This window comes from Pseudomonas sp. S2_E01 (genome assembly GCF_054668365.1).
In genome coordinates this window covers 5,536,820-5,555,865 of sequence record NZ_CP162762.1, presented here as the reverse complement: position 1 = coordinate 5,555,865, position 19,046 = coordinate 5,536,820, and the positions used below count along the sequence as shown (strand labels likewise).

Genomic DNA, 19,046 nt, shown 5'->3' with positions numbered 1-19,046 from the left:
AATCCCTGCTTAGGCGTTTTTGCGGATGACTTGGCCGTCGCGGCACATCAGGCACGCGGCGACGATGTCGTCTTCGAGGTTGATCTCGAACTGGCCTTCCTTGGTGAAGACCAGTTTGAGGAAGTCCAGCAGGTTGCGGGCATACAGGGCCGAAGCGTCTGCCGCGACTTCACCGGCGAGGTTGGTCGGACCGCAAATGGTCACGCCATGCGCCACTACGACCTGGTCGGCCACGGTCAGCGGACAGTTACCACCCTGGGCGGCCGCGAGGTCGATGACGACCGACCCCGGTTTCATCTGCGCCACGGTGTCCGCGCTGAGCAGCGTCGGCGCCTTACGGCCCGGGATCAACGCGGTGGTAATGACAATGTCGGCCTGCTTGGCGCGCTCGTGCACGGCTTGGGCCTGGCGCTGCATCCAGCTCGCCGGCATCGGGCGTGCGTAACCACCGACACCCACGGCGCACTCACGCTCTTCATCGGTTTCGTAAGGCACGTCGACGAACTTGGCGCCGAGGGATTCGATCTGTTCCTTGACCGCCGGGCGTACGTCGGATGCTTCGATCACCGCACCCAGGCGTTTCGCCGTCGCGATGGCCTGCAGGCCTGCCACGCCGGCGCCGAGAATCAGCACACGCGCCGCTTTCACGGTACCCGCGGCCGTCATCAGCATCGGCATGAAGCGTGGGTAATGGTGAGCCGCCAGCAATACAGCTTTATAGCCGGCAATGTTGGCTTGGGAGGACAGCACATCCAGGCTCTGGGCGCGGGAGGTGCGCGGAGCGGCTTCGAGTGCGAAGGCGGTAATGCCGCACCCAGCCAGTTTGGCGATGGTTTCATTGCTGAACGGGTTGAGCATGCCCACCACGACTGAGCCGCTCTTGATAAGGGCGAGTTCGCTATCGCTGGGGGCGACGACCTTGAGAATCAGCTCGGCACCGAAAGCATCGTTGGCATCGCCGATGGTTGCGCCTGCGGCTTCATAAGCACTGTCGACAACGCTGGCGTTCACGCCGGCGCCGCTTTGAACCGTGACCTTGTGGCCCTGGCTGATCAGCTTCTTGATGGTTTCCGGGGTTGCAGCAACCCGTGTTTCACCCGTCTGGGTTTCGAGAGGAACACCAATGTGCACGTCAAATCTCCTGCGTGATCTTATTGAGTAAACCCAGGCACTTCGGATGGTGCGGCTGGGGCGGCCGATCAGCACGATCCCGCCAAATCAGGGCGGGGCGCGGCATTTTGCAGGCGAACTATGTGCCCTTCAAGGGATTATGACGCGTGACGGAAAATTAACTACAAGTCACCCTGTGACCGAATGTCGCAACACGCCGGCTCTATCCCTTACAGGCCATGCCTTGTAAGGATTCTGGCCCATAATGAGAAATTTACTCATTGGCTAGGTGAATGAGCCGACATTGACTGGTGATAGAGGCTCAAGGCCACGTTTTATGGTGCTTGTGGGACGTTTGTACTGATTGCGATACAGTCTGCGCATATGCGACAAATACTTATATCTGTAGGGCTTTTAGATTCCTGACTACGAAGTCAATTGCGTGTGAGGCCCTTTATCCTACTAGGTTGTAGCTTTGTGCCTGGTGTACCAGCCAGTCGCGAAATGCCCTCAATGACGCAGATTCGACTTTTCGATCAGGAATCATCAAGTAATACGCCTTGATGCTGGGCAGCGACTGTCCATTGGCAATCACCAACCGTTTCTCCGCCAGCTCGCGTTGAATCAGGAACGGCGGGATCAAGGCTATTCCCATGTCATGCATGGCGGCCTGGGCCAGCATGGAGAATAGCTCGTAGCGTGGCCCTGTCATGTCGCGCGGGACATTGACGTTCTGCGAGTTGAACCATTGGCGCCAGGCGTATGGTCGAGTGGTCTGTTGCAGCAGGGGCAGCTCGGCTATTTCAGCGACAGTCAGGCCAGCTCTGTTTCCCAGCAGGCGGGGGCTGCAGACCGGCATCGGGTTTTCACCCATGAGTCTGTGGGATTCGGTACCCGACCAGTCGGCATCGCCAAAGTAGATCGCTGCATCGAACTCGGTGTCGGCAAACAGGAATGGGCGGGTGCGGTTAGTGAGATTGACCGTTACTTCCGGATGCTTTTGCTGGAAGTCCTTGAGCCTTGGCAGCAACCATTGGGTGCCGAAGGTTGGCACGACGGCCAGCTCAATCACGTTGGTGCCTTGCTGCCCCATCACGGACAGGGTGTCGCGCTCGACGGCATCCAATTGGGTTGCGACCCTGCGGCTGTAGGAAAGACCGGCCTCCGTCAGTTTGACTCCGCGCCGGGAGCGTCGGAACAGTTCCACGCCAAGGAAGTCCTCCAGACTGGCGACCTGTCGGCAAATTGCTCCCTGAGTGAGTGAAAGCTCCTGTGCCGCTTTGGTAAAGCTCTCATGGCGTGCCGCTGCTTCGAAGCTTATCAGCGCTGCGGTGCTGGGGATTTTTCTGCGCATGTACGTCTATCTCACTAATACGTCGCATAAAGGCGGTTATACGATATTTCGGAGTGAGAAATTAGCACAACAGTATGCAAAATCCTCGTTTGCGAACGGGCTGAACCGCGCCTAGGATCAGTCCACGTTATTTGACCTGATTCGAGAGGACACACTCATGGGCAGTAAAGTCAGCTTCAACTGGATCGATCCGCTGCTGCTGGATCAACAGCTCACTGAAGAAGAGCGCATGATTCGCGACACCGCTGAGCAGTTCGCGCAGCAGAAGCTCGCGCCGCGTGTTCTCGAGGCTTTCCGTCATGAGAAGACTGACCCGGCGATTTTTCGCGAGATGGGCGAGGTGGGTCTCCTGGGAGCAACCATCCCCGAGCAGTACGGCGGCAGTGGCCTGAACTATGTCAGCTACGGACTGATTGCCCGTGAAGTCGAACGCGTTGATTCGGGTTACCGCTCGATGATGAGTGTGCAGTCGTCGCTGGTAATGGTGCCGATCAATGAGTTTGGCACTGAAGCGCAAAAGCAGAAGTACCTGCCGAAACTGGCGTCGGGTGAATGGATCGGTTGCTTTGGTCTTACCGAGCCCAACTACGGTTCCGACCCGGGTGCGATGATTACCCGTGCACGCAAAGTGGACGGCGGCTACAGCCTGACCGGCAGCAAGATGTGGATCACCAACAGCCCGATCGCCGATGTGTTTGTGGTCTGGGCCAAGGACGATGCAGGTGATATCCGTGGTTTTGTCCTGGAAAAGGGCTGGAAAGGCCTGAGTGCTCCGGCGATTCACGGCAAGGTTGGCCTGCGCGCATCCATCACCGGCGAGATCGTCATGGACAACGTATTCGTCCCTGAAGAGAACATCTTCCCTGACGTCCGCGGCTTGAAGGGGCCTTTTACCTGCCTCAACTCCGCACGCTACGGTATTTCCTGGGGCGCACTGGGGGCTGCCGAGTTCTGCTGGCACACCGCTCGCCAATACACATTGGACCGTCAGCAGTTCGGTCGCCCATTGGCCGCTACTCAGCTGATTCAGAAGAAGCTGGCTGACATGCAGACCGAAATCACCATGGCGCTGCAGGGTTGCCTGCGTTTGGGGCGTATGAAGGATGAAGGTACGGCCGCGGTCGAAATCACTTCGATGATGAAGCGCAACTCCTGCGGCAAGTCCCTGGACATCGCCCGGATGGCGCGTGACATGCTGGGTGGCAACGGTATCTCGGATGAGTTCGGCGTGGCCCGTCACCTGGTGAACCTGGAGGTGGTGAACACTTATGAAGGTACGCATGACGTCCATGCGCTGATCCTCGGTCGTGCGCAAACCGGCCTTCAAGCGTTCTATTAAATAGGAGAAGGCCATGGGCGCGCTTTCGCATCTGCGGGTACTGGATTTATCGCGAGTGCTGGCCGGGCCTTGGTCTGGTCAGATATTGGCGGACCTTGGCGCCGAGGTGATCAAGGTCGAGCGCCCTGGCAGTGGTGACGATACGCGTGCCTGGGGGCCCCCTTTCCTCAAGGATGCCTACGGCGAGAACACCAGCGAGGCGGCCTATTACCTGTCGGCCAATCGCAACAAGCAATCGGTGACCATCGACTTCACCCGTCCTGAAGGGCAGAAGCTGGTGCGCGAGCTGGCGGCCAAGTCGGACATTTTGATTGAGAATTTCAAGGTCGGTGGTTTGGCGGCTTATGGGCTCGATTATGAATCGCTCAGGGTGCTCAATCCGAATCTGATCTATTGCTCAATCACCGGATTCGGTCAGACGGGTCCTTACGCAAAGCGCGCCGGTTATGACTTCATGATCCAGGGGCTGGGCGGTTTGATGAGCCTGACGGGGCTGCCTGAGGGGGAGGAGGGGGCTGGGCCCGTGAAGGTGGGCGTGGCACTCACCGACATCCTGACGGGACTCTATTCGAGCGTCGCGATTCTGGCCGCCCTTGCGCATCGCGATCAGGGGGGCGGCGGCCAGCATATCGACATGGCATTGCTGGATGTTCAGGTGGCGTGCCTGGCCAACCAGGCAATGAACTATCTGGCGACAGGTAACGCGCCCAAGCGCTTGGGGAATGCGCATCCGAACATCGTGCCTTATCAGGATTTTCCTACGGCGGATGGTGATTTCATCCTGACGGTGGGTAACGATGGGCAGTTCCGCAAATTTGCTGAAGTGGCCGGCCAGCCGCAATGGGCGGATGACCCGCGTTTTGCCAGCAACAAGCAGCGGGTGGCCAATCGGGCGGTGCTGATTCCGTTGATACGCCAGGCTACGGTCTTCAAAACCACCGCTGAATGGGTGGCACAGTTGGAGGAGGCGGGCGTGCCTTGTGGTCCGATCAATGATCTGGTTCAGGTGTTTGCCGACCCCCAGGTGAAGTCGCGTGGGTTGGCGATCGAGCTGCCTCATGCGTTGGCTGGGAAAGTGCCACAGGTGGCGAGCCCGATCCGCTTGTCCGAGACCCCGGTGGAGTATCGTCGTGCGCCTCCGCTGCTGGGGGAGCACACCCTTGAAGTGCTGCAGCGAGTGTTGGGATTGGACGCTGATGCGGTCGCGTCCTTTAAGGAGGCCGGGGTGCTTTGAGTTGTTCTTCTATATAGAGGGACAGGTGGTTTTCCGGCTTTGTGCAAGTTATTGATAGAAATGTAAAAAAAGGTGTTGACGGCAGATTCTGGACGTCTATAATTCGCCCCACTTCCGGCGCAGTCGAAACGGAAAACTCCTTGGTAAACAACGAGTTACGCAGTTTTCGACGGTGTTCAGCTTCAGATCATCGAAGCCTGGAAGGAGTCGGTCAGGCAGGAAGTTGTCGCTTGATAGGCGGTTCGATCTTCTCGGTCGAAAGCGGTGAAAAAGAGGTGTTGACAGCAGCGTGTAACGCTGTAGAATTCGCCTCCCGCTGACGAGAGATCGGAAGCGCAAGTGGTTGAAGTTGCAGAGGAAACTTTGAAAACTTCTTAAAATAACCGCTTGACAGATGCACCAGGCGCTGTAGAATGCGCGCCTCGGTTGAGACGAAAGCTCTTAACCAACCGCTCTTTAACAACTGAATCAAGCAATTCGTGTGGGTGCTTGTGGAGTCAGACTGCTAGTCAACAGATTATCAGCATCACAAGTTACTCCGCGAGAAATCAAAGATGTAACCAACGATTGCTGAGCCAAGTTTAGGGTTTTCTCAAAACCCAAAGATGTTTGAACTGAAGAGTTTGATCATGGCTCAGATTGAACGCTGGCGGCAGGCCTAACACATGCAAGTCGAGCGGTAGAGAGAAGCTTGCTTCTCTTGAGAGCGGCGGACGGGTGAGTAATGCCTAGGAATCTGCCTGGTAGTGGGGGATAACGTCCGGAAACGGACGCTAATACCGCATACGTCCTACGGGAGAAAGCAGGGGACCTTCGGGCCTTGCGCTATCAGATGAGCCTAGGTCGGATTAGCTAGTTGGTGAGGTAATGGCTCACCAAGGCGACGATCCGTAACTGGTCTGAGAGGATGATCAGTCACACTGGAACTGAGACACGGTCCAGACTCCTACGGGAGGCAGCAGTGGGGAATATTGGACAATGGGCGAAAGCCTGATCCAGCCATGCCGCGTGTGTGAAGAAGGTCTTCGGATTGTAAAGCACTTTAAGTTGGGAGGAAGGGTTGTAGATTAATACTCTGCAATTTTGACGTTACCGACAGAATAAGCACCGGCTAACTCTGTGCCAGCAGCCGCGGTAATACAGAGGGTGCAAGCGTTAATCGGAATTACTGGGCGTAAAGCGCGCGTAGGTGGTTTGTTAAGTTGGATGTGAAAGCCCCGGGCTCAACCTGGGAACTGCATTCAAAACTGACAAGCTAGAGTATGGTAGAGGGTGGTGGAATTTCCTGTGTAGCGGTGAAATGCGTAGATATAGGAAGGAACACCAGTGGCGAAGGCGACCACCTGGACTGATACTGACACTGAGGTGCGAAAGCGTGGGGAGCAAACAGGATTAGATACCCTGGTAGTCCACGCCGTAAACGATGTCAACTAGCCGTTGGGGACCTTGAGTCTTTAGTGGCGCAGCTAACGCATTAAGTTGACCGCCTGGGGAGTACGGCCGCAAGGTTAAAACTCAAATGAATTGACGGGGGCCCGCACAAGCGGTGGAGCATGTGGTTTAATTCGAAGCAACGCGAAGAACCTTACCAGGCCTTGACATCCAATGAACTTTCCAGAGATGGATTGGTGCCTTCGGGAGCATTGAGACAGGTGCTGCATGGCTGTCGTCAGCTCGTGTCGTGAGATGTTGGGTTAAGTCCCGTAACGAGCGCAACCCTTGTCCTTAGTTACCAGCACGTTATGGTGGGCACTCTAAGGAGACTGCCGGTGACAAACCGGAGGAAGGTGGGGATGACGTCAAGTCATCATGGCCCTTACGGCCTGGGCTACACACGTGCTACAATGGTCGGTACAGAGGGTTGCCAAGCCGCGAGGTGGAGCTAATCCCACAAAACCGATCGTAGTCCGGATCGCAGTCTGCAACTCGACTGCGTGAAGTCGGAATCGCTAGTAATCGCGAATCAGAATGTCGCGGTGAATACGTTCCCGGGCCTTGTACACACCGCCCGTCACACCATGGGAGTGGGTTGCACCAGAAGTAGCTAGTCTAACCTTCGGGAGGACGGTTACCACGGTGTGATTCATGACTGGGGTGAAGTCGTAACAAGGTAGCCGTAGGGGAACCTGCGGCTGGATCACCTCCTTAATCGACGACTCAGCTGCTCCATGAGCTCCCACACGAATTGCTTGATTCATTGAAGAAGACGAAAGAAGCAGCCCGAAATTGGGTCTGTAGCTCAGTTGGTTAGAGCGCACCCCTGATAAGGGTGAGGTCGGCAGTTCGAATCTGCCCAGACCCACCAATTTTGTGTGGGAAACGCCTGTAGAAATACGGGGCCATAGCTCAGCTGGGAGAGCGCCTGCCTTGCACGCAGGAGGTCAACGGTTCGATCCCGTTTGGCTCCACCACTACTGCTTCTGTTTGTAAAAGCTTAGAAATGAGCATTCCATCGAACTGATGATGAATGTTGATTTCTAGTCTTTGACTAGTTCGTTCTTTAAAAATTTGGGTATGTGATAGAAAGATAGACTGAACGTTACTTTCACTGGTAACGGATCAGGCTAAGGTAAAATTTGTGAGTGACTCTTAAGAGTTTTGCGAATTTTCGGCGAATGTCGTCTTCACAGTATAACCAGATTGCTTGGGGTTATATGGTCAAGTGAAGAAGCGCATACGGTGGATGCCTTGGCAGTCAGAGGCGATGAAAGACGTGGTAGCCTGCGAAAAGCTTCGGGGAGTCGGCAAACAGACTTTGATCCGGAGATGTCTGAATGGGGGAACCCAGCCATCATAAGATGGTTATCTTAAGCTGAATACATAGGCTTAAGAGGCGAACCAGGGGAACTGAAACATCTAAGTACCCTGAGGAAAAGAAATCAACCGAGATTCCCTTAGTAGTGGCGAGCGAACGGGGACTAGCCCTTAAGTGGCTTTGAGATTAGCGGAACGCTCTGGAAAGTGCGGCCATAGTGGGTGATAGCCCTGTACGCGAAAGTCTCTTAGTCATGAAATCGAGTAGGACGGAGCACGAGAAACTTTGTCTGAATATGGGGGGACCATCCTCCAAGGCTAAATACTACTGACTGACCGATAGTGAACTAGTACCGTGAGGGAAAGGCGAAAAGAACCCCGGAGAGGGGAGTGAAATAGATCCTGAAACCGTATGCGTACAAGCAGTGGGAGCAGACTTTGTTCTGTGACTGCGTACCTTTTGTATAATGGGTCAGCGACTTATATTCAGTGGCGAGCTTAACCGAATAGGGGAGGCGTAGCGAAAGCGAGTCTTAATAGGGCGTTTAGTCGCTGGGTATAGACCCGAAACCGGGCGATCTATCCATGGGCAGGTTGAAGGTTAGGTAACACTGACTGGAGGACCGAACCGACTACCGTTGAAAAGTTAGCGGATGACCTGTGGATCGGAGTGAAAGGCTAATCAAGCTCGGAGATAGCTGGTTCTCCTCGAAAGCTATTTAGGTAGCGCCTCATGTATCACTGTAGGGGGTAGAGCACTGTTTCGGCTAGGGGGTCATCCCGACTTACCAAACCGATGCAAACTCCGAATACCTACAAGTGCCGAGCATGGGAGACACACGGCGGGTGCTAACGTCCGTCGTGAAAAGGGAAACAACCCAGACCGTCAGCTAAGGTCCCAAAGTTATGGTTAAGTGGGAAACGATGTGGGAAGGCTTAGACAGCTAGGAGGTTGGCTTAGAAGCAGCCACCCTTTAAAGAAAGCGTAATAGCTCACTAGTCGAGTCGGCCTGCGCGGAAGATGTAACGGGGCTCAAACCATACACCGAAGCTACGGGTATCATCTTCGGATGATGCGGTAGAGGAGCGTTCTGTAAGCCTGTGAAGGTGAGTTGAGAAGCTTGCTGGAGGTATCAGAAGTGCGAATGCTGACATGAGTAACGACAATGGGTGTGAAAAACACCCACGCCGAAAGACCAAGGTTTCCTGCGCAACGTTAATCGACGCAGGGTTAGTCGGTCCCTAAGGCGAGGCTGAAAAGCGTAGTCGATGGAAAACAGGTTAATATTCCTGTACTTCTGGTTATTGCGATGGAGGGACGGAGAAGGCTAGGCCAGCTTGGCGTTGGTTGTCCAAGTTTAAGGTGGTAGGCTGGAATCTTAGGTAAATCCGGGATTCTAAGGCCGAGAGCTGATGACGAGTGTTCTTTTAGAACACGAAGTGGTTGATGCCATGCTTCCAAGAAAAGCTTCTAAGCTTCAGGTAACCAGGAACCGTACCCCAAACCGACACAGGTGGTTGGGTAGAGAATACCAAGGCGCTTGAGAGAACTCGGGTGAAGGAACTAGGCAAAATGGCACCGTAACTTCGGGAGAAGGTGCGCCGGTGAGGGTGAAGGACTTGCTCCGTAAGCCCATGCCGGTCGAAGATACCAGGCCGCTGCGACTGTTTATTAAAAACACAGCACTCTGCAAACACGAAAGTGGACGTATAGGGTGTGACGCCTGCCCGGTGCCGGAAGGTTAATTGATGGGGTTAGCTAACGCGAAGCTCTTGATCGAAGCCCCGGTAAACGGCGGCCGTAACTATAACGGTCCTAAGGTAGCGAAATTCCTTGTCGGGTAAGTTCCGACCTGCACGAATGGCGTAACGATGGCGGCGCTGTCTCCACCCGAGACTCAGTGAAATTGAAATCGCTGTGAAGATGCAGTGTATCCGCGGCTAGACGGAAAGACCCCGTGAACCTTTACTATAGCTTTGCACTGGACTTTGAATTTGCTTGTGTAGGATAGGTGGGAGGCTTTGAAGCGTGGACGCCAGTTCGCGTGGAGCCATCCTTGAAATACCACCCTGGCAACTTTGAGGTTCTAACTCAGGTCCGTTATCCGGATCGAGGACAGTGTATGGTGGGTAGTTTGACTGGGGCGGTCTCCTCCTAAAGAGTAACGGAGGAGTACGAAGGTGCGCTCAGACCGGTCGGAAATCGGTCGTAGAGTATAAAGGCAAAAGCGCGCTTGACTGCGAGACAGACACGTCGAGCAGGTACGAAAGTAGGTCTTAGTGATCCGGTGGTTCTGTATGGAAGGGCCATCGCTCAACGGATAAAAGGTACTCCGGGGATAACAGGCTGATACCGCCCAAGAGTTCATATCGACGGCGGTGTTTGGCACCTCGATGTCGGCTCATCACATCCTGGGGCTGAAGCCGGTCCCAAGGGTATGGCTGTTCGCCATTTAAAGTGGTACGCGAGCTGGGTTTAGAACGTCGTGAGACAGTTCGGTCCCTATCTGCCGTGGACGTTTGAGATTTGAGAGGGGCTGCTCCTAGTACGAGAGGACCGGAGTGGACGAACCTCTGGTGTTCCGGTTGTCACGCCAGTGGCATTGCCGGGTAGCTATGTTCGGGAAAGATAACCGCTGAAAGCATCTAAGCGGGAAACTTGCCTCAAGATGAGATCTCACTGGAACCTTGAGTTCCCTGAAGGGCCGTCGAAGACTACGACGTTGATAGGTTGGGTGTGTAAGCGCTGTGAGGCGTTGAGCTAACCAATACTAATTGCCCGTGAGGCTTGACCATATAACACCCAAGCAATTTGATGCTCGAAAGAGTGCAGATTGCGGTGTTGTGAAGACGAAACGAACCGAAAGTTTGCGACTCACAAAGCCGAAAGACATCACATACCCGATTCGCTGGAATGTCGAAAGACACGTCAGCTCAAGAATTTCTTGACGACCATAGAGCATTGGAACCACCTGATCCCATCCCGAACTCAGCAGTGAAACGATGCATCGCCGATGGTAGTGTGGGGTTTCCCCATGTGAGAGTAGGTCATCGTCAAGATTAAATTCCGAAACCCCAATTGCGAAAGCAGTTGGGGTTTTGTTTTAGTAGAAGTCACCCATTTTACTGGTACGCTACATTCGTAACGGACCGGTCACAGAATTTCTTGACGACCATAGAGCATTGGAACCACCTGATCCCATCCCGAACTCAGCAGTGAAACGATGCATCGCCGATGGTAGTGTGGGGTTTCCCCATGTGAGAGTAGGTCATCGTCAAGATTAAATTCCAAAACCCCTGTTTGCTAACGCAAACAGGGGTTTTGTTTTTTCGGGGTCTGTAAACAGCGAAGGAAGCAGTAGTGCTGAAGCAGTGCCCTACACGAACCGCTTCAACACATTGCCCATCGCGTCATCGGCAAATCCCTGCACGAAATCCTTGAACCCAGGTAAAGCCTCCGCACCACCTTGTGCAGGTTCGGCCATGATGGTCCACGTGGCTCGGCACTGGTTTTCATCGAGCATCTCAACTGCCATTGCAGCCCATAACTTGCCCACGCCCAGCGTGTTGTAGATCGTAGTCCAGGTCATGTACCGCTCCTGGTCATTGCGCGAGTTGAGTTGTTCGACCACCAGGTTGCCATCCTTGAAGAACTTCTTGCGCAGGGAAGAGACACCTTCTCCGGTCATTTCGATGTGGGACAGCGCCGGGATGAATCGGTCGAAGCCGGCAAAGTCGCCGACCAGCGCCCAGACAGATTCGGCCTGCGCCGGGACGTCCACAGACGACACAACGTGGCAGCCTTGAGGATTTTGGATCAGGGTATCGGGTTGCAGGGTTTTCATGGTTTCGCTCCGTTTGGATGAATCAGATGAAATTGATTTCCTTGAGGTAGTCACAGCCTCGACGCAGCAGCGCCGGAGACTTTTCCGGGTAGTGAGTGCCCATCAGCCGTACGCCGTTCTGAGCGTTGTCATGGCTGATCATGGAGATGTCGCCAATGTCTTCTTCGAAGCCGTTGAGGTAGAAACCCAAGACGCCAAACAACGCGTTGTCGCTGTCGACCCGACCCAACTGCTGCTGCCAGTCGGGGATGCTGACCATGGAGAACTTCTGGCCGGCTTCACGAAAGGACGCGACGTAATCGTCCCATCTCAGCGGTTCCGGGTTATGGAGGTTGAATACGGCTTTGTCCGCGCAATAGCGGGTGGCATGGAAGGCAATGAACCCGGCGAGAAAATCCACGGGCATCAGGTCGAAGTTCAGCGCTAGGTCCGGCACCTTGCCGAGCTGTATCGAGCCCTTGAGCATCAACATCAAACGATTCTTATGCGGTTGGCATACACCGGTGAGGCTGTTGAAGCTGATGTTGCCGGGCCGATACACATTCACCTGGACCCCACGCTCCCGCGCGCGCTCAAGAATGCGCTCGCCGACCCATTTCGACAGGTTGTAACCGTTCTTGATGTAGATCGGCGGCGTGCGCGCGGCAGGCAGTTCCAACACCCGGCCATCGTCAGTCATGGTGCTGGACGCCGAAAGGGTCGAGACAAAATTGAAGATCTTTTTACTGCGGCCCTCGCACAAGCGCAGACACTCGAAGATCGGTTCGACGTTGTCCCGCGCCAGAGAGCTGTAATCCAGTACGTGATTGACGTTGGCGGCGTTGTGGACCAGCACGCCGAACTCGCGGTCCAGGCGCTCGTAATCCTGCGGTGTCAGCCCCAGCGAGGGCTGCGTGATGTCTGCGGGGTACACCCGTACTCGGCTCACGTCCAGATGCGTCAGACGGTTTTCCCGCAACGACTGAATGAAGCGCTCCTGGGCAGATTGACCGTTGCCCTCGCGCACCAGACAAGCCACCTCGATGACGCCACAGGCCAGCAATGCCTCGACGATGTGCGCGCCTACAAAACTGTTGGCACCCGTTACGATCACCTTGCGCACATCGCCCATGCGGCTGGCAGGTAGGGGCTGAACTTGAAGTGGGCGAAAGGCATCGTCAAGCGCCTGTTCGCTCAGCACCTCTTCCGTGCCGGCACCGCGGACCAATGTCGCCAGTTTTGCGATAGTCGGCAGCTCGATGAACCGGTTGATCGAAATACTGCGTCCGAACGTCTCCCGCAGTCGCAGGAGCATGCGCGACAGCAGGATCGAGTGCCCCCCCAGATTGAAAAAGCTTTCATCGGTGCCGATGTCGCTGGCAGGCAACTGCAGCAACTCGGCCCAGATATCGAGCAGCACCGCTTCATCCGAGTTGGCCGGCAACCGTCGTGAGATGTTATCGCTCAGGCTGACAGGCACTTGCAGAAGTGCCTTGCGATCCACCTTTCCATTGCTCGCAAACGGCATGCTGGGCAATTCGGTCCAGGCACAAGGTTGCATGTAATCCGGCAATAACTGGCAAGCGTGGGCCATCAATGCTGTGCGGGCGATTCCGGGTAGCGTCTCCCGAGGTTGCGCGAGGAACGCGAGAATGCGCCGCTGGCTGTCGATCACCACTGCGACTTGGCGATACAGCTGACTGTCGCGCAGACAGCGTTCGATTTCTTCCGGTTCGACCCGAAAGCCGCGGATCTTCACCTGGTTGTCCAGGCGCCCGCACAGCTCGATGCCGGCTTCGGTCCACTTCGCCATGTCGCCCGTGCGGTAGGCGCGCAGGGTCTGCCCGTCTGGCAGGTTGAGGTTCAAATATCGTTCGGCGGTCTGCTGTGGATTGTTGAGGTAGCCGAGGCAAACGCCGGGTCCGACGATGTACAGTTCGCCAACGGTGTGCTCGGCCACCGGTTGCAAATCTTCATCGAGAATCAGTACCTGGCTGTTGGCGATCGGCGCGCCAAGGGTGCGATTGCTGTCGCCGCTGCGTAATTGCCGTGCGGTGATCAAGACCGTCGCTTCAGTCGGGCCATAGAGGTTATAGAGGCTGCCCTGACGCGTGAGCTGTTCGATGACACAGGGTTCGCACACGTCGCCCCCGGTCATCACGTGTTCGAGGCCCAAAAGTTGCTCCAGTGGCAGAATGCTCAGCAGCGCCGGAGGCAAAAAGGCATGGCTCAGTCGCTCGCGACGGATCAGCTCCACCAGTTGCAAAGGGTCGCGGCGTTGGTCATCCCCGGGGACTACCAGTCGGGCACCTTGCAGCAGGGTCGGGAAAATATCGATCAGCGAGGAGTCGAACCCCAACGATGAGAATTGCAGCACATGACAGTCTTCGGTCAGGTGCACATAGTCGGCGTACCACGCCGTGAAGTGCGCCAGGTTAGCCTGGCTGAGCGATACACCCTTGGGGTGACCGGTAGTGCCCGAAGTGTAGAGCGCCATGCAGGGTGCTTCGAGCGCGGGACGCCTGCCCATCAGCGGCTGATGGAGGACCACGTCGTCGAAGTCGATCGCACAGATGTCCATACTGGACATCTCATCGGCGAGTGGGTGATTGCCGTCATGCAACAGCAACACAGCACCGGCGTTTTCCAGGATGTATTGCTGACGTTGCAGCGGATGGCTCGGCTCCAACGGCAGATACACCGCACCGCTGCCCAGGATCGCCAGAATGCCCGCATACAGCGCGCTGCATTTCGGCAGGCAGATACCGACGACCCATGGCCCCTCATGCGCTGCGAGCAACGGCTCCAATTTCTGAGCGATGGCCCGGCTGTAAGCATGCAACTGACCATAAGTGAGCGTGGCGCCGGCGATGCACAGCGCCGGCCGGTGGGCTGACTCGATAAAACGCTGCTCCAGGCGTTCGATCATTGGGACTTGGGCGAGTTGCTGCAACCGCTTATCCGCAGTGGCATTGAGCCGATGGACGAAGGCGAGGCGCTCAAGAAACAGCAGGCCTTCCACTTGCTTGAACGGCGAGAGAGGAGCGGGTTCGGCATTGAGAAAAGAGTCCGCGTCTCGTGAGAAACGGCTGACCAACACTGCGACGTGTTCGACGATATTTGCCATGGCTCGCAGACGTAGCGCCTGGCCGTTGCCAGAAGGCTCTTCGGCTATCGGCATTCGTGTGAGCAGCGTCGACCCCAGCGTGCACAGCAGGTCCAGCGGTGGCAGCCCTGATGCACCCGCGGCGCCGACCCCCAGGCTCAGTGTCAACCGCAGTGCATCCACTGGGTGCGTGAATGTCAGGCTGGCATCATCGATGACCAGATCGACCGAGACCGGTGTTGGCTGATTCAGAACTTCAAGATGCGTCAGTGAATGGCCGTGTTGTTCAAGCTCCAGCGTCAGTTCGGTCAAGGCCGGACTGCGGCCAATGAACAAAATATCGAGACGTCTCATGATGTGCTCCTCGTTAAGCCAGGTATTCGCTCAAGGCGGTCTGAACGCACGGTGAGTCGAGCAGCGAACTGCTTTGGAAAAACCGCACGATGTTGGCGACCAGCGGGTGATGGCGGTTGACCGGGTAGGCCAGTCCGCCGACTTCACTCTGGAGGGCATGGCGTGTGGTATCGCTGATCTGCAAGGCATCGATCAGGCGCAAGTCGAAGGATTTCTGGATGTCGTTGGTCAGGTAATGGCCGATGAACACCGGCAGGATTCGCGCGATGCATTGGCGGTCCGCTTCACTCGCCGTGTGCCAGTAAATGCGCACCAATTGTGCCCAGAAGCCGGAATGGCGACCCTCGTCCAGCAAGTGATCGGCCATCAGTCCCTTGATCGACTGCTTGACGCTGTCGTCCCTGGCGAATGCCGCGACATCGCCGGTGACGGTGTTCTCGGCTATGGCCACACAGATCAACTCCACGGCTGCGCGCAGAGGCTCGGGTGCCAGTGCGATCGCTGCTGGAATCGCCCGGCTCAGCTCGATTTCATCCGGCAACTCGATGGGAGCGATTCCCGTGAGTGCAATGGTCTGCTGCATGAAGTCCATCGCCACCAATGCGTGATAATCCTCATCAATCACCACGCTCATGGCGTCGTAACGGCAGGCAAACGGGAAGGGCACGGGGAAACGATTCTTGGCAATGCTGCGTGCGGTTTTGTCGACGATCTCGGTTTCGAAAATCACCACATCGTTGATGAACTTATAGAGCGTCTGGACGAGGGCGAAATCCCGTTGTTCCGGGCATTCGCTCCCGAAGGTCTCGCTCAGCACCAGTGGCTGGCGGCTGAGCGGGTAGATCAGCCTGTCGTCGTTCTCCAGCATGCGGCGCGGGCGGGTGCGAATGGTCGCGCGGCTTTCCCAGGTGTCGGCAAAGGATTGGTAGTCGGCGGCGTTCATGCGTTCACCTGCGCCAGGGGTTCGTTCATGCTTTGGCGCAGCCCGTCCCATAACGCTATGCGGCTTTCCACGGCGGCCAGGCCGCTGGCATACACGTCTTCTTCGCGTTTTGGGTCGCCATCGACCAGCCGAGCCAACAATTGTTGCGCAGCGGGGCCGTGATCTTCGGAATCGACTTCGATATGCCGTTGCAGGTAGTAACGGAAGGTCGGCGCCTGATCCATGCCGATGCCCCAATCATCGAGAATGCGTTGGAACATCTGCGGGATCACGCTTTCGCGTCCATGCAGAAAAGCGGCCGCCACGCTGTGGGCGGGCGCGTGCAGGGCAGTGCGCAAGGTTTGGCGCACGAACTGCGCGACAGCCGGGTCGACCTCTACGCTGCGCAACGCCACGTCATAACTCACGCCTTGCCGTTGCAGCGCCACGAAACGTTCTACGGTAAAAGTGCTGGCACCGACTTCGCGCATGGCATCGACGTACAACTCGAAATGGCTGCAGTGGCCCTGGATGGGACGATCGTCGGATTCTTCACCAAGCACGATTTCATTGATCAGTCGCGCGGCACGGGGATCCGATGGCGGCAGCCATGGCAACTGGACGCACGTCAGTTCCTGTTGCATGCGTTTGGTCAGCGACATGAAATCCCAGACTGCAAACACATGGGATTCCATGAAACGTTGAAGTACCGAAAGGGAATGTATTTCAGAAAATATGGGGTGCGAACTTAATTCTGCCTTTTTCTGATCAAGACGATCTTTAATCGATTTCATGACGAGCCTATAGGTCGATAATTTGAAAGAGGTGTACTGGGGTTACAACTTAAATGAAGTTTCCTTTTGGCGAGCGAGTGCTGCTGGCGTTGAGCGGTCAGTGATGTACACGACACGGTGTTAGCGCCTTCGAGCCATGATTCAGGGTGGCGCATAAAAAATTAATACACGAACAAAGTGTTGGGCAAGTTATTTTTATACTATTTTAAAGTTTAACTTTTTAATGCGCGACAGGCCCCGATAAAACTTTTTTATCAGGTTTTATTGGGGCGAAGTTGCTCCTTCCGACTTATATAAGTAGAAATGGAAATAAAGAGTGAATGCCTCACTCGAGCAACTTTCTAAGAGGGATAATTAGTGTGATTTGAGGAGTGGAAGATGGCCGAATGCCAATCCTTCCTTTTCCCGTGGCAAGACTCCTTCCGTAGGTTCTTGATGGGGTGGCGGCGCCGATCACACAGCGCTTCGCCGATTTGTTATTGGTTGGCAATCCAAGAGTGAGCGTAAATCAAGGCAGCCGCTATCACCGACGTGTCCTGTCGTCAGAGAAGGGATGGAACCCGCGGGAGGAAGGGACGTACGCGCTCGCGGCAGACACCTCGAGCAGGAACGCCTGCTCGATCAGGGCTGACACAACGCTTTGTATCTAGGCTTTTCTGTTTTTGGCTTCGGGGCTTTCGAGGTAACGGGTGATGGCCTCTACGCCTCGATTGAGGTGGTTTTCCAGCAACTGCACGGTGTGCTCGATGTTGCGCGCTTGTGCCGATTGCAGTAACGCGCGGTGATCATCCTGGGACAGCTTGCCCAGGCCCATGGCTTCCAGGTTGAAGCGCAGGAAACGTTCTTCTTCGTTCAGACCCTCTTCGATCAGCTTCAACAAACGCTGGTTAGGTGCCCGACTATAGAGTGCCATGTGAAACAAGCGGTTGAGCCGACCGATTTCGGCGTAGTCGTGCTCGGTTTCCAGCTCGTCGATACAGCGGGCCGCCAGTTCGAGATCCTCGGGTGTGAGCAACGGGATTGAAAGCCGCAGCGCCTCACACTCCAGCAGTATGCGCAGCGCATAGGTTTCGGCGGCATCACCCTGGACCAGGGGCGCCACGACCGCGCCTTTATGGGCGATGACATTGAGCAACGCCTGGGCTTCGAGCTGGCGCAGTGCTTCGCGCACGGGCATGCGGCTGACCCCGAACAGGTCGGCCAGATCCTGCTGACGAAGAGCGGCGCCGCACGGGATTCGACCGTCGAGAATGGCGGCGCGCAAGGTTTGCTCAATGACGGAACGGGCCTCGTGGGCGGGAATCGGGCCGTTGACCTTGATACTGCCCAAAGGGTTCGGTTTTTGTGTCACTACAACGCACCCTGAATGCTGAAAAATTGGATCCAAATTGACACTAGTGACTGCCCTCAAAGGTTGTCAAACCCGCTATTCAAACATCTTGTACACGCAAGCTTAGCGCGGCTGCGCGATCTCACCGTGCCATTGCTGCTGTAAACGGCTAACCTTCACCACCAACCGACTCCACCTGCCTACATGGATGCCTCGCATTGGCGGTACGTTTCGCGATCCCTCGGACTGTGCGCTGGCTATGCGGCGCGTTGTTGCTGGCCGGCATCTTGCCGTTTGGCCTGCATGCCGATTGGGATTTTTCCCTGATCAGCCGTCGGGCGCAGGCATTGTACGGACCTTTGGGCGAAGGTCAGCAACGAATCGATGCCTGGCAGAATCTGCTGGCTACGCAAAAGCAGGTCAGCGAGCTGGAGAAGCTCAAGGTGGTCAACCAGTTCTTCAATCGGCAAATGCGCTATCAGGAAGACATCGACCTCTGGCACACGGTCGATTACTGGGAGACGCCGATCGAAGCCTTGTGGAAGGGCGCCGGAGATTGCGAAGACTATGCGATCGCCAAATATTTCAGTCTGCGCCATCTCGGCGTTCCCAGCGACAAACTGCGCATCACTTACGTCAAGGCGCTGAGCCTGAATCGCGCGCACATGGTGCTGACGTACTACGCCAGCCCCGATGCGGTGCCACTGGTGCTCGACAGCCTGATCGAGGCGATCAAACCCGCCAGCCAACGAACCGACCTGCTGCCTGTCTACGCTTTTAATGCCGAGGGCGTGTGGCTGCCGGGTGCCAAGGGCAATAAACGAGTCAGCGATACCAAACGCCTGTCCCGCTGGCAGGACGTTCTGAAAAAAATGCAGGCCGAAGGATTTCCGGTCGAGTCGACTAACTAGGAGCACGCTCTCAG

Annotated in this window: 10 protein-coding genes, 2 tRNA genes and 4 rRNA genes; 9 read left to right on the top strand and 7 right to left on the bottom strand. The window is 56.0% G+C overall.

What is annotated here, in order from left to right; all coding sequences use genetic code 11:
- Positions 1–9: 9 nt before the first annotated feature.
- Together AB4O36_RS25570 and AB4O36_RS25565 are read right to left on the bottom strand one after the other, a co-directional pair.
- The gene (locus AB4O36_RS25570) at positions 10–1,131 is read right to left on the bottom strand and encodes a Re/Si-specific NAD(P)(+) transhydrogenase subunit alpha (RefSeq protein ID WP_460140566.1); all 1,122 of its coding nucleotides are present in this window, start codon (positions 1,129–1,131) and stop codon (positions 10–12) included.
- 433 nt (positions 1,132–1,564) lie between these two features.
- Positions 1,565–2,464 (bottom strand): LysR family transcriptional regulator, encoded by a 900-nt coding sequence (locus AB4O36_RS25565; protein WP_460119238.1) that lies wholly within the window; start codon positions 2,462–2,464, stop codon positions 1,565–1,567.
- A gap of 157 nt (positions 2,465–2,621) precedes the next feature.
- Here AB4O36_RS25565 and AB4O36_RS25560 point away from each other — a divergent pair, with 157 nt between their 5' ends.
- The 8 genes from AB4O36_RS25560 (at position 2,622) to rrf (AB4O36_RS25525) (ending at position 11,072) form a co-directional block, all read left to right on the top strand.
- Positions 2,622–3,803 carry an acyl-CoA dehydrogenase gene (locus AB4O36_RS25560; protein ID WP_460119236.1) on the top strand — a complete coding sequence of 394 codons (1,182 nt, stop codon included), beginning with the start codon at positions 2,622–2,624 and terminating at the stop codon, positions 3,801–3,803.
- Between the two features lie 13 nt (positions 3,804–3,816).
- Positions 3,817–5,037: a CaiB/BaiF CoA transferase family protein gene (locus tag AB4O36_RS25555; protein WP_460140565.1), complete on the top strand. Its 1,221-nt coding sequence runs from the start codon at positions 3,817–3,819 to the stop codon at positions 5,035–5,037.
- Positions 5,038–5,648: 611 nt separating this feature from the next.
- Positions 5,649–7,185, top strand: a 16S ribosomal RNA gene (locus tag AB4O36_RS25550).
- An 80-nt stretch (positions 7,186–7,265) separates the two neighbouring features.
- Positions 7,266–7,342 (top strand) — tRNA-Ile (locus AB4O36_RS25545).
- A gap of 30 nt (positions 7,343–7,372) precedes the next feature.
- Positions 7,373–7,448 (top strand) — tRNA-Ala (locus AB4O36_RS25540).
- A gap of 245 nt (positions 7,449–7,693) precedes the next feature.
- Positions 7,694–10,587: ribosomal RNA gene (locus AB4O36_RS25535) — 23S ribosomal RNA — on the top strand.
- Positions 10,588–10,735: 148 nt separating this feature from the next.
- Positions 10,736–10,851 (top strand): 5S ribosomal RNA (gene rrf, locus AB4O36_RS25530).
- Positions 10,852–10,956: 105 nt separating this feature from the next.
- Positions 10,957–11,072 (top strand): 5S ribosomal RNA (gene rrf / locus AB4O36_RS25525).
- Together the 16S, 23S and 5S rRNA genes with 2 tRNA genes alongside form the textbook arrangement of a ribosomal RNA operon.
- Before the next feature lie 96 nt (positions 11,073–11,168).
- Here rrf (AB4O36_RS25525) and AB4O36_RS25520 read toward each other — a convergent pair.
- From AB4O36_RS25520 to AB4O36_RS25500, 5 genes are all read right to left on the bottom strand, one after another.
- On the bottom strand, positions 11,169–11,636 hold the full coding sequence (locus AB4O36_RS25520; RefSeq protein WP_460140564.1) for an SRPBCC family protein: 468 nt from the start codon (positions 11,634–11,636) through the stop codon (positions 11,169–11,171).
- A 22-nt stretch (positions 11,637–11,658) separates the two neighbouring features.
- Complete coding sequence (locus AB4O36_RS25515; protein ID WP_460140563.1) at positions 11,659–15,075, bottom strand: amino acid adenylation domain-containing protein; 3,417 nt, start codon at positions 15,073–15,075, stop codon at positions 11,659–11,661.
- 13 nt (positions 15,076–15,088) lie between these two features.
- On the bottom strand, positions 15,089–16,018 hold the full coding sequence (locus AB4O36_RS25510) for a diiron oxygenase (RefSeq protein WP_460140562.1): 930 nt from the start codon (positions 16,016–16,018) through the stop codon (positions 15,089–15,091).
- The gene (locus AB4O36_RS25505; protein WP_460119227.1) at positions 16,015–16,791 is read right to left on the bottom strand and encodes a DUF3050 domain-containing protein; all 777 of its coding nucleotides are present in this window, start codon (positions 16,789–16,791) and stop codon (positions 16,015–16,017) included. Before AB4O36_RS25505 ends, AB4O36_RS25510 begins: the two co-directional genes overlap by 4 nt.
- 646 nt (positions 16,792–17,437) lie before the next feature.
- A complete protein-coding gene (locus tag AB4O36_RS25500) occupies positions 17,438–18,142 on the bottom strand; it encodes a GntR family transcriptional regulator (protein ID WP_460119225.1) in 705 nt (234 codons plus the stop codon).
- Positions 18,143–18,339: 197 nt separating this feature from the next.
- Between AB4O36_RS25500 and lapG the strand changes: the two genes are divergently transcribed.
- Positions 18,340–19,032: a cysteine protease LapG gene (gene lapG, locus AB4O36_RS25495; protein WP_460119224.1), complete on the top strand. Its 693-nt coding sequence runs from the start codon at positions 18,340–18,342 to the stop codon at positions 19,030–19,032.
- Positions 19,033–19,046: the final 14 nt, after the last annotated feature.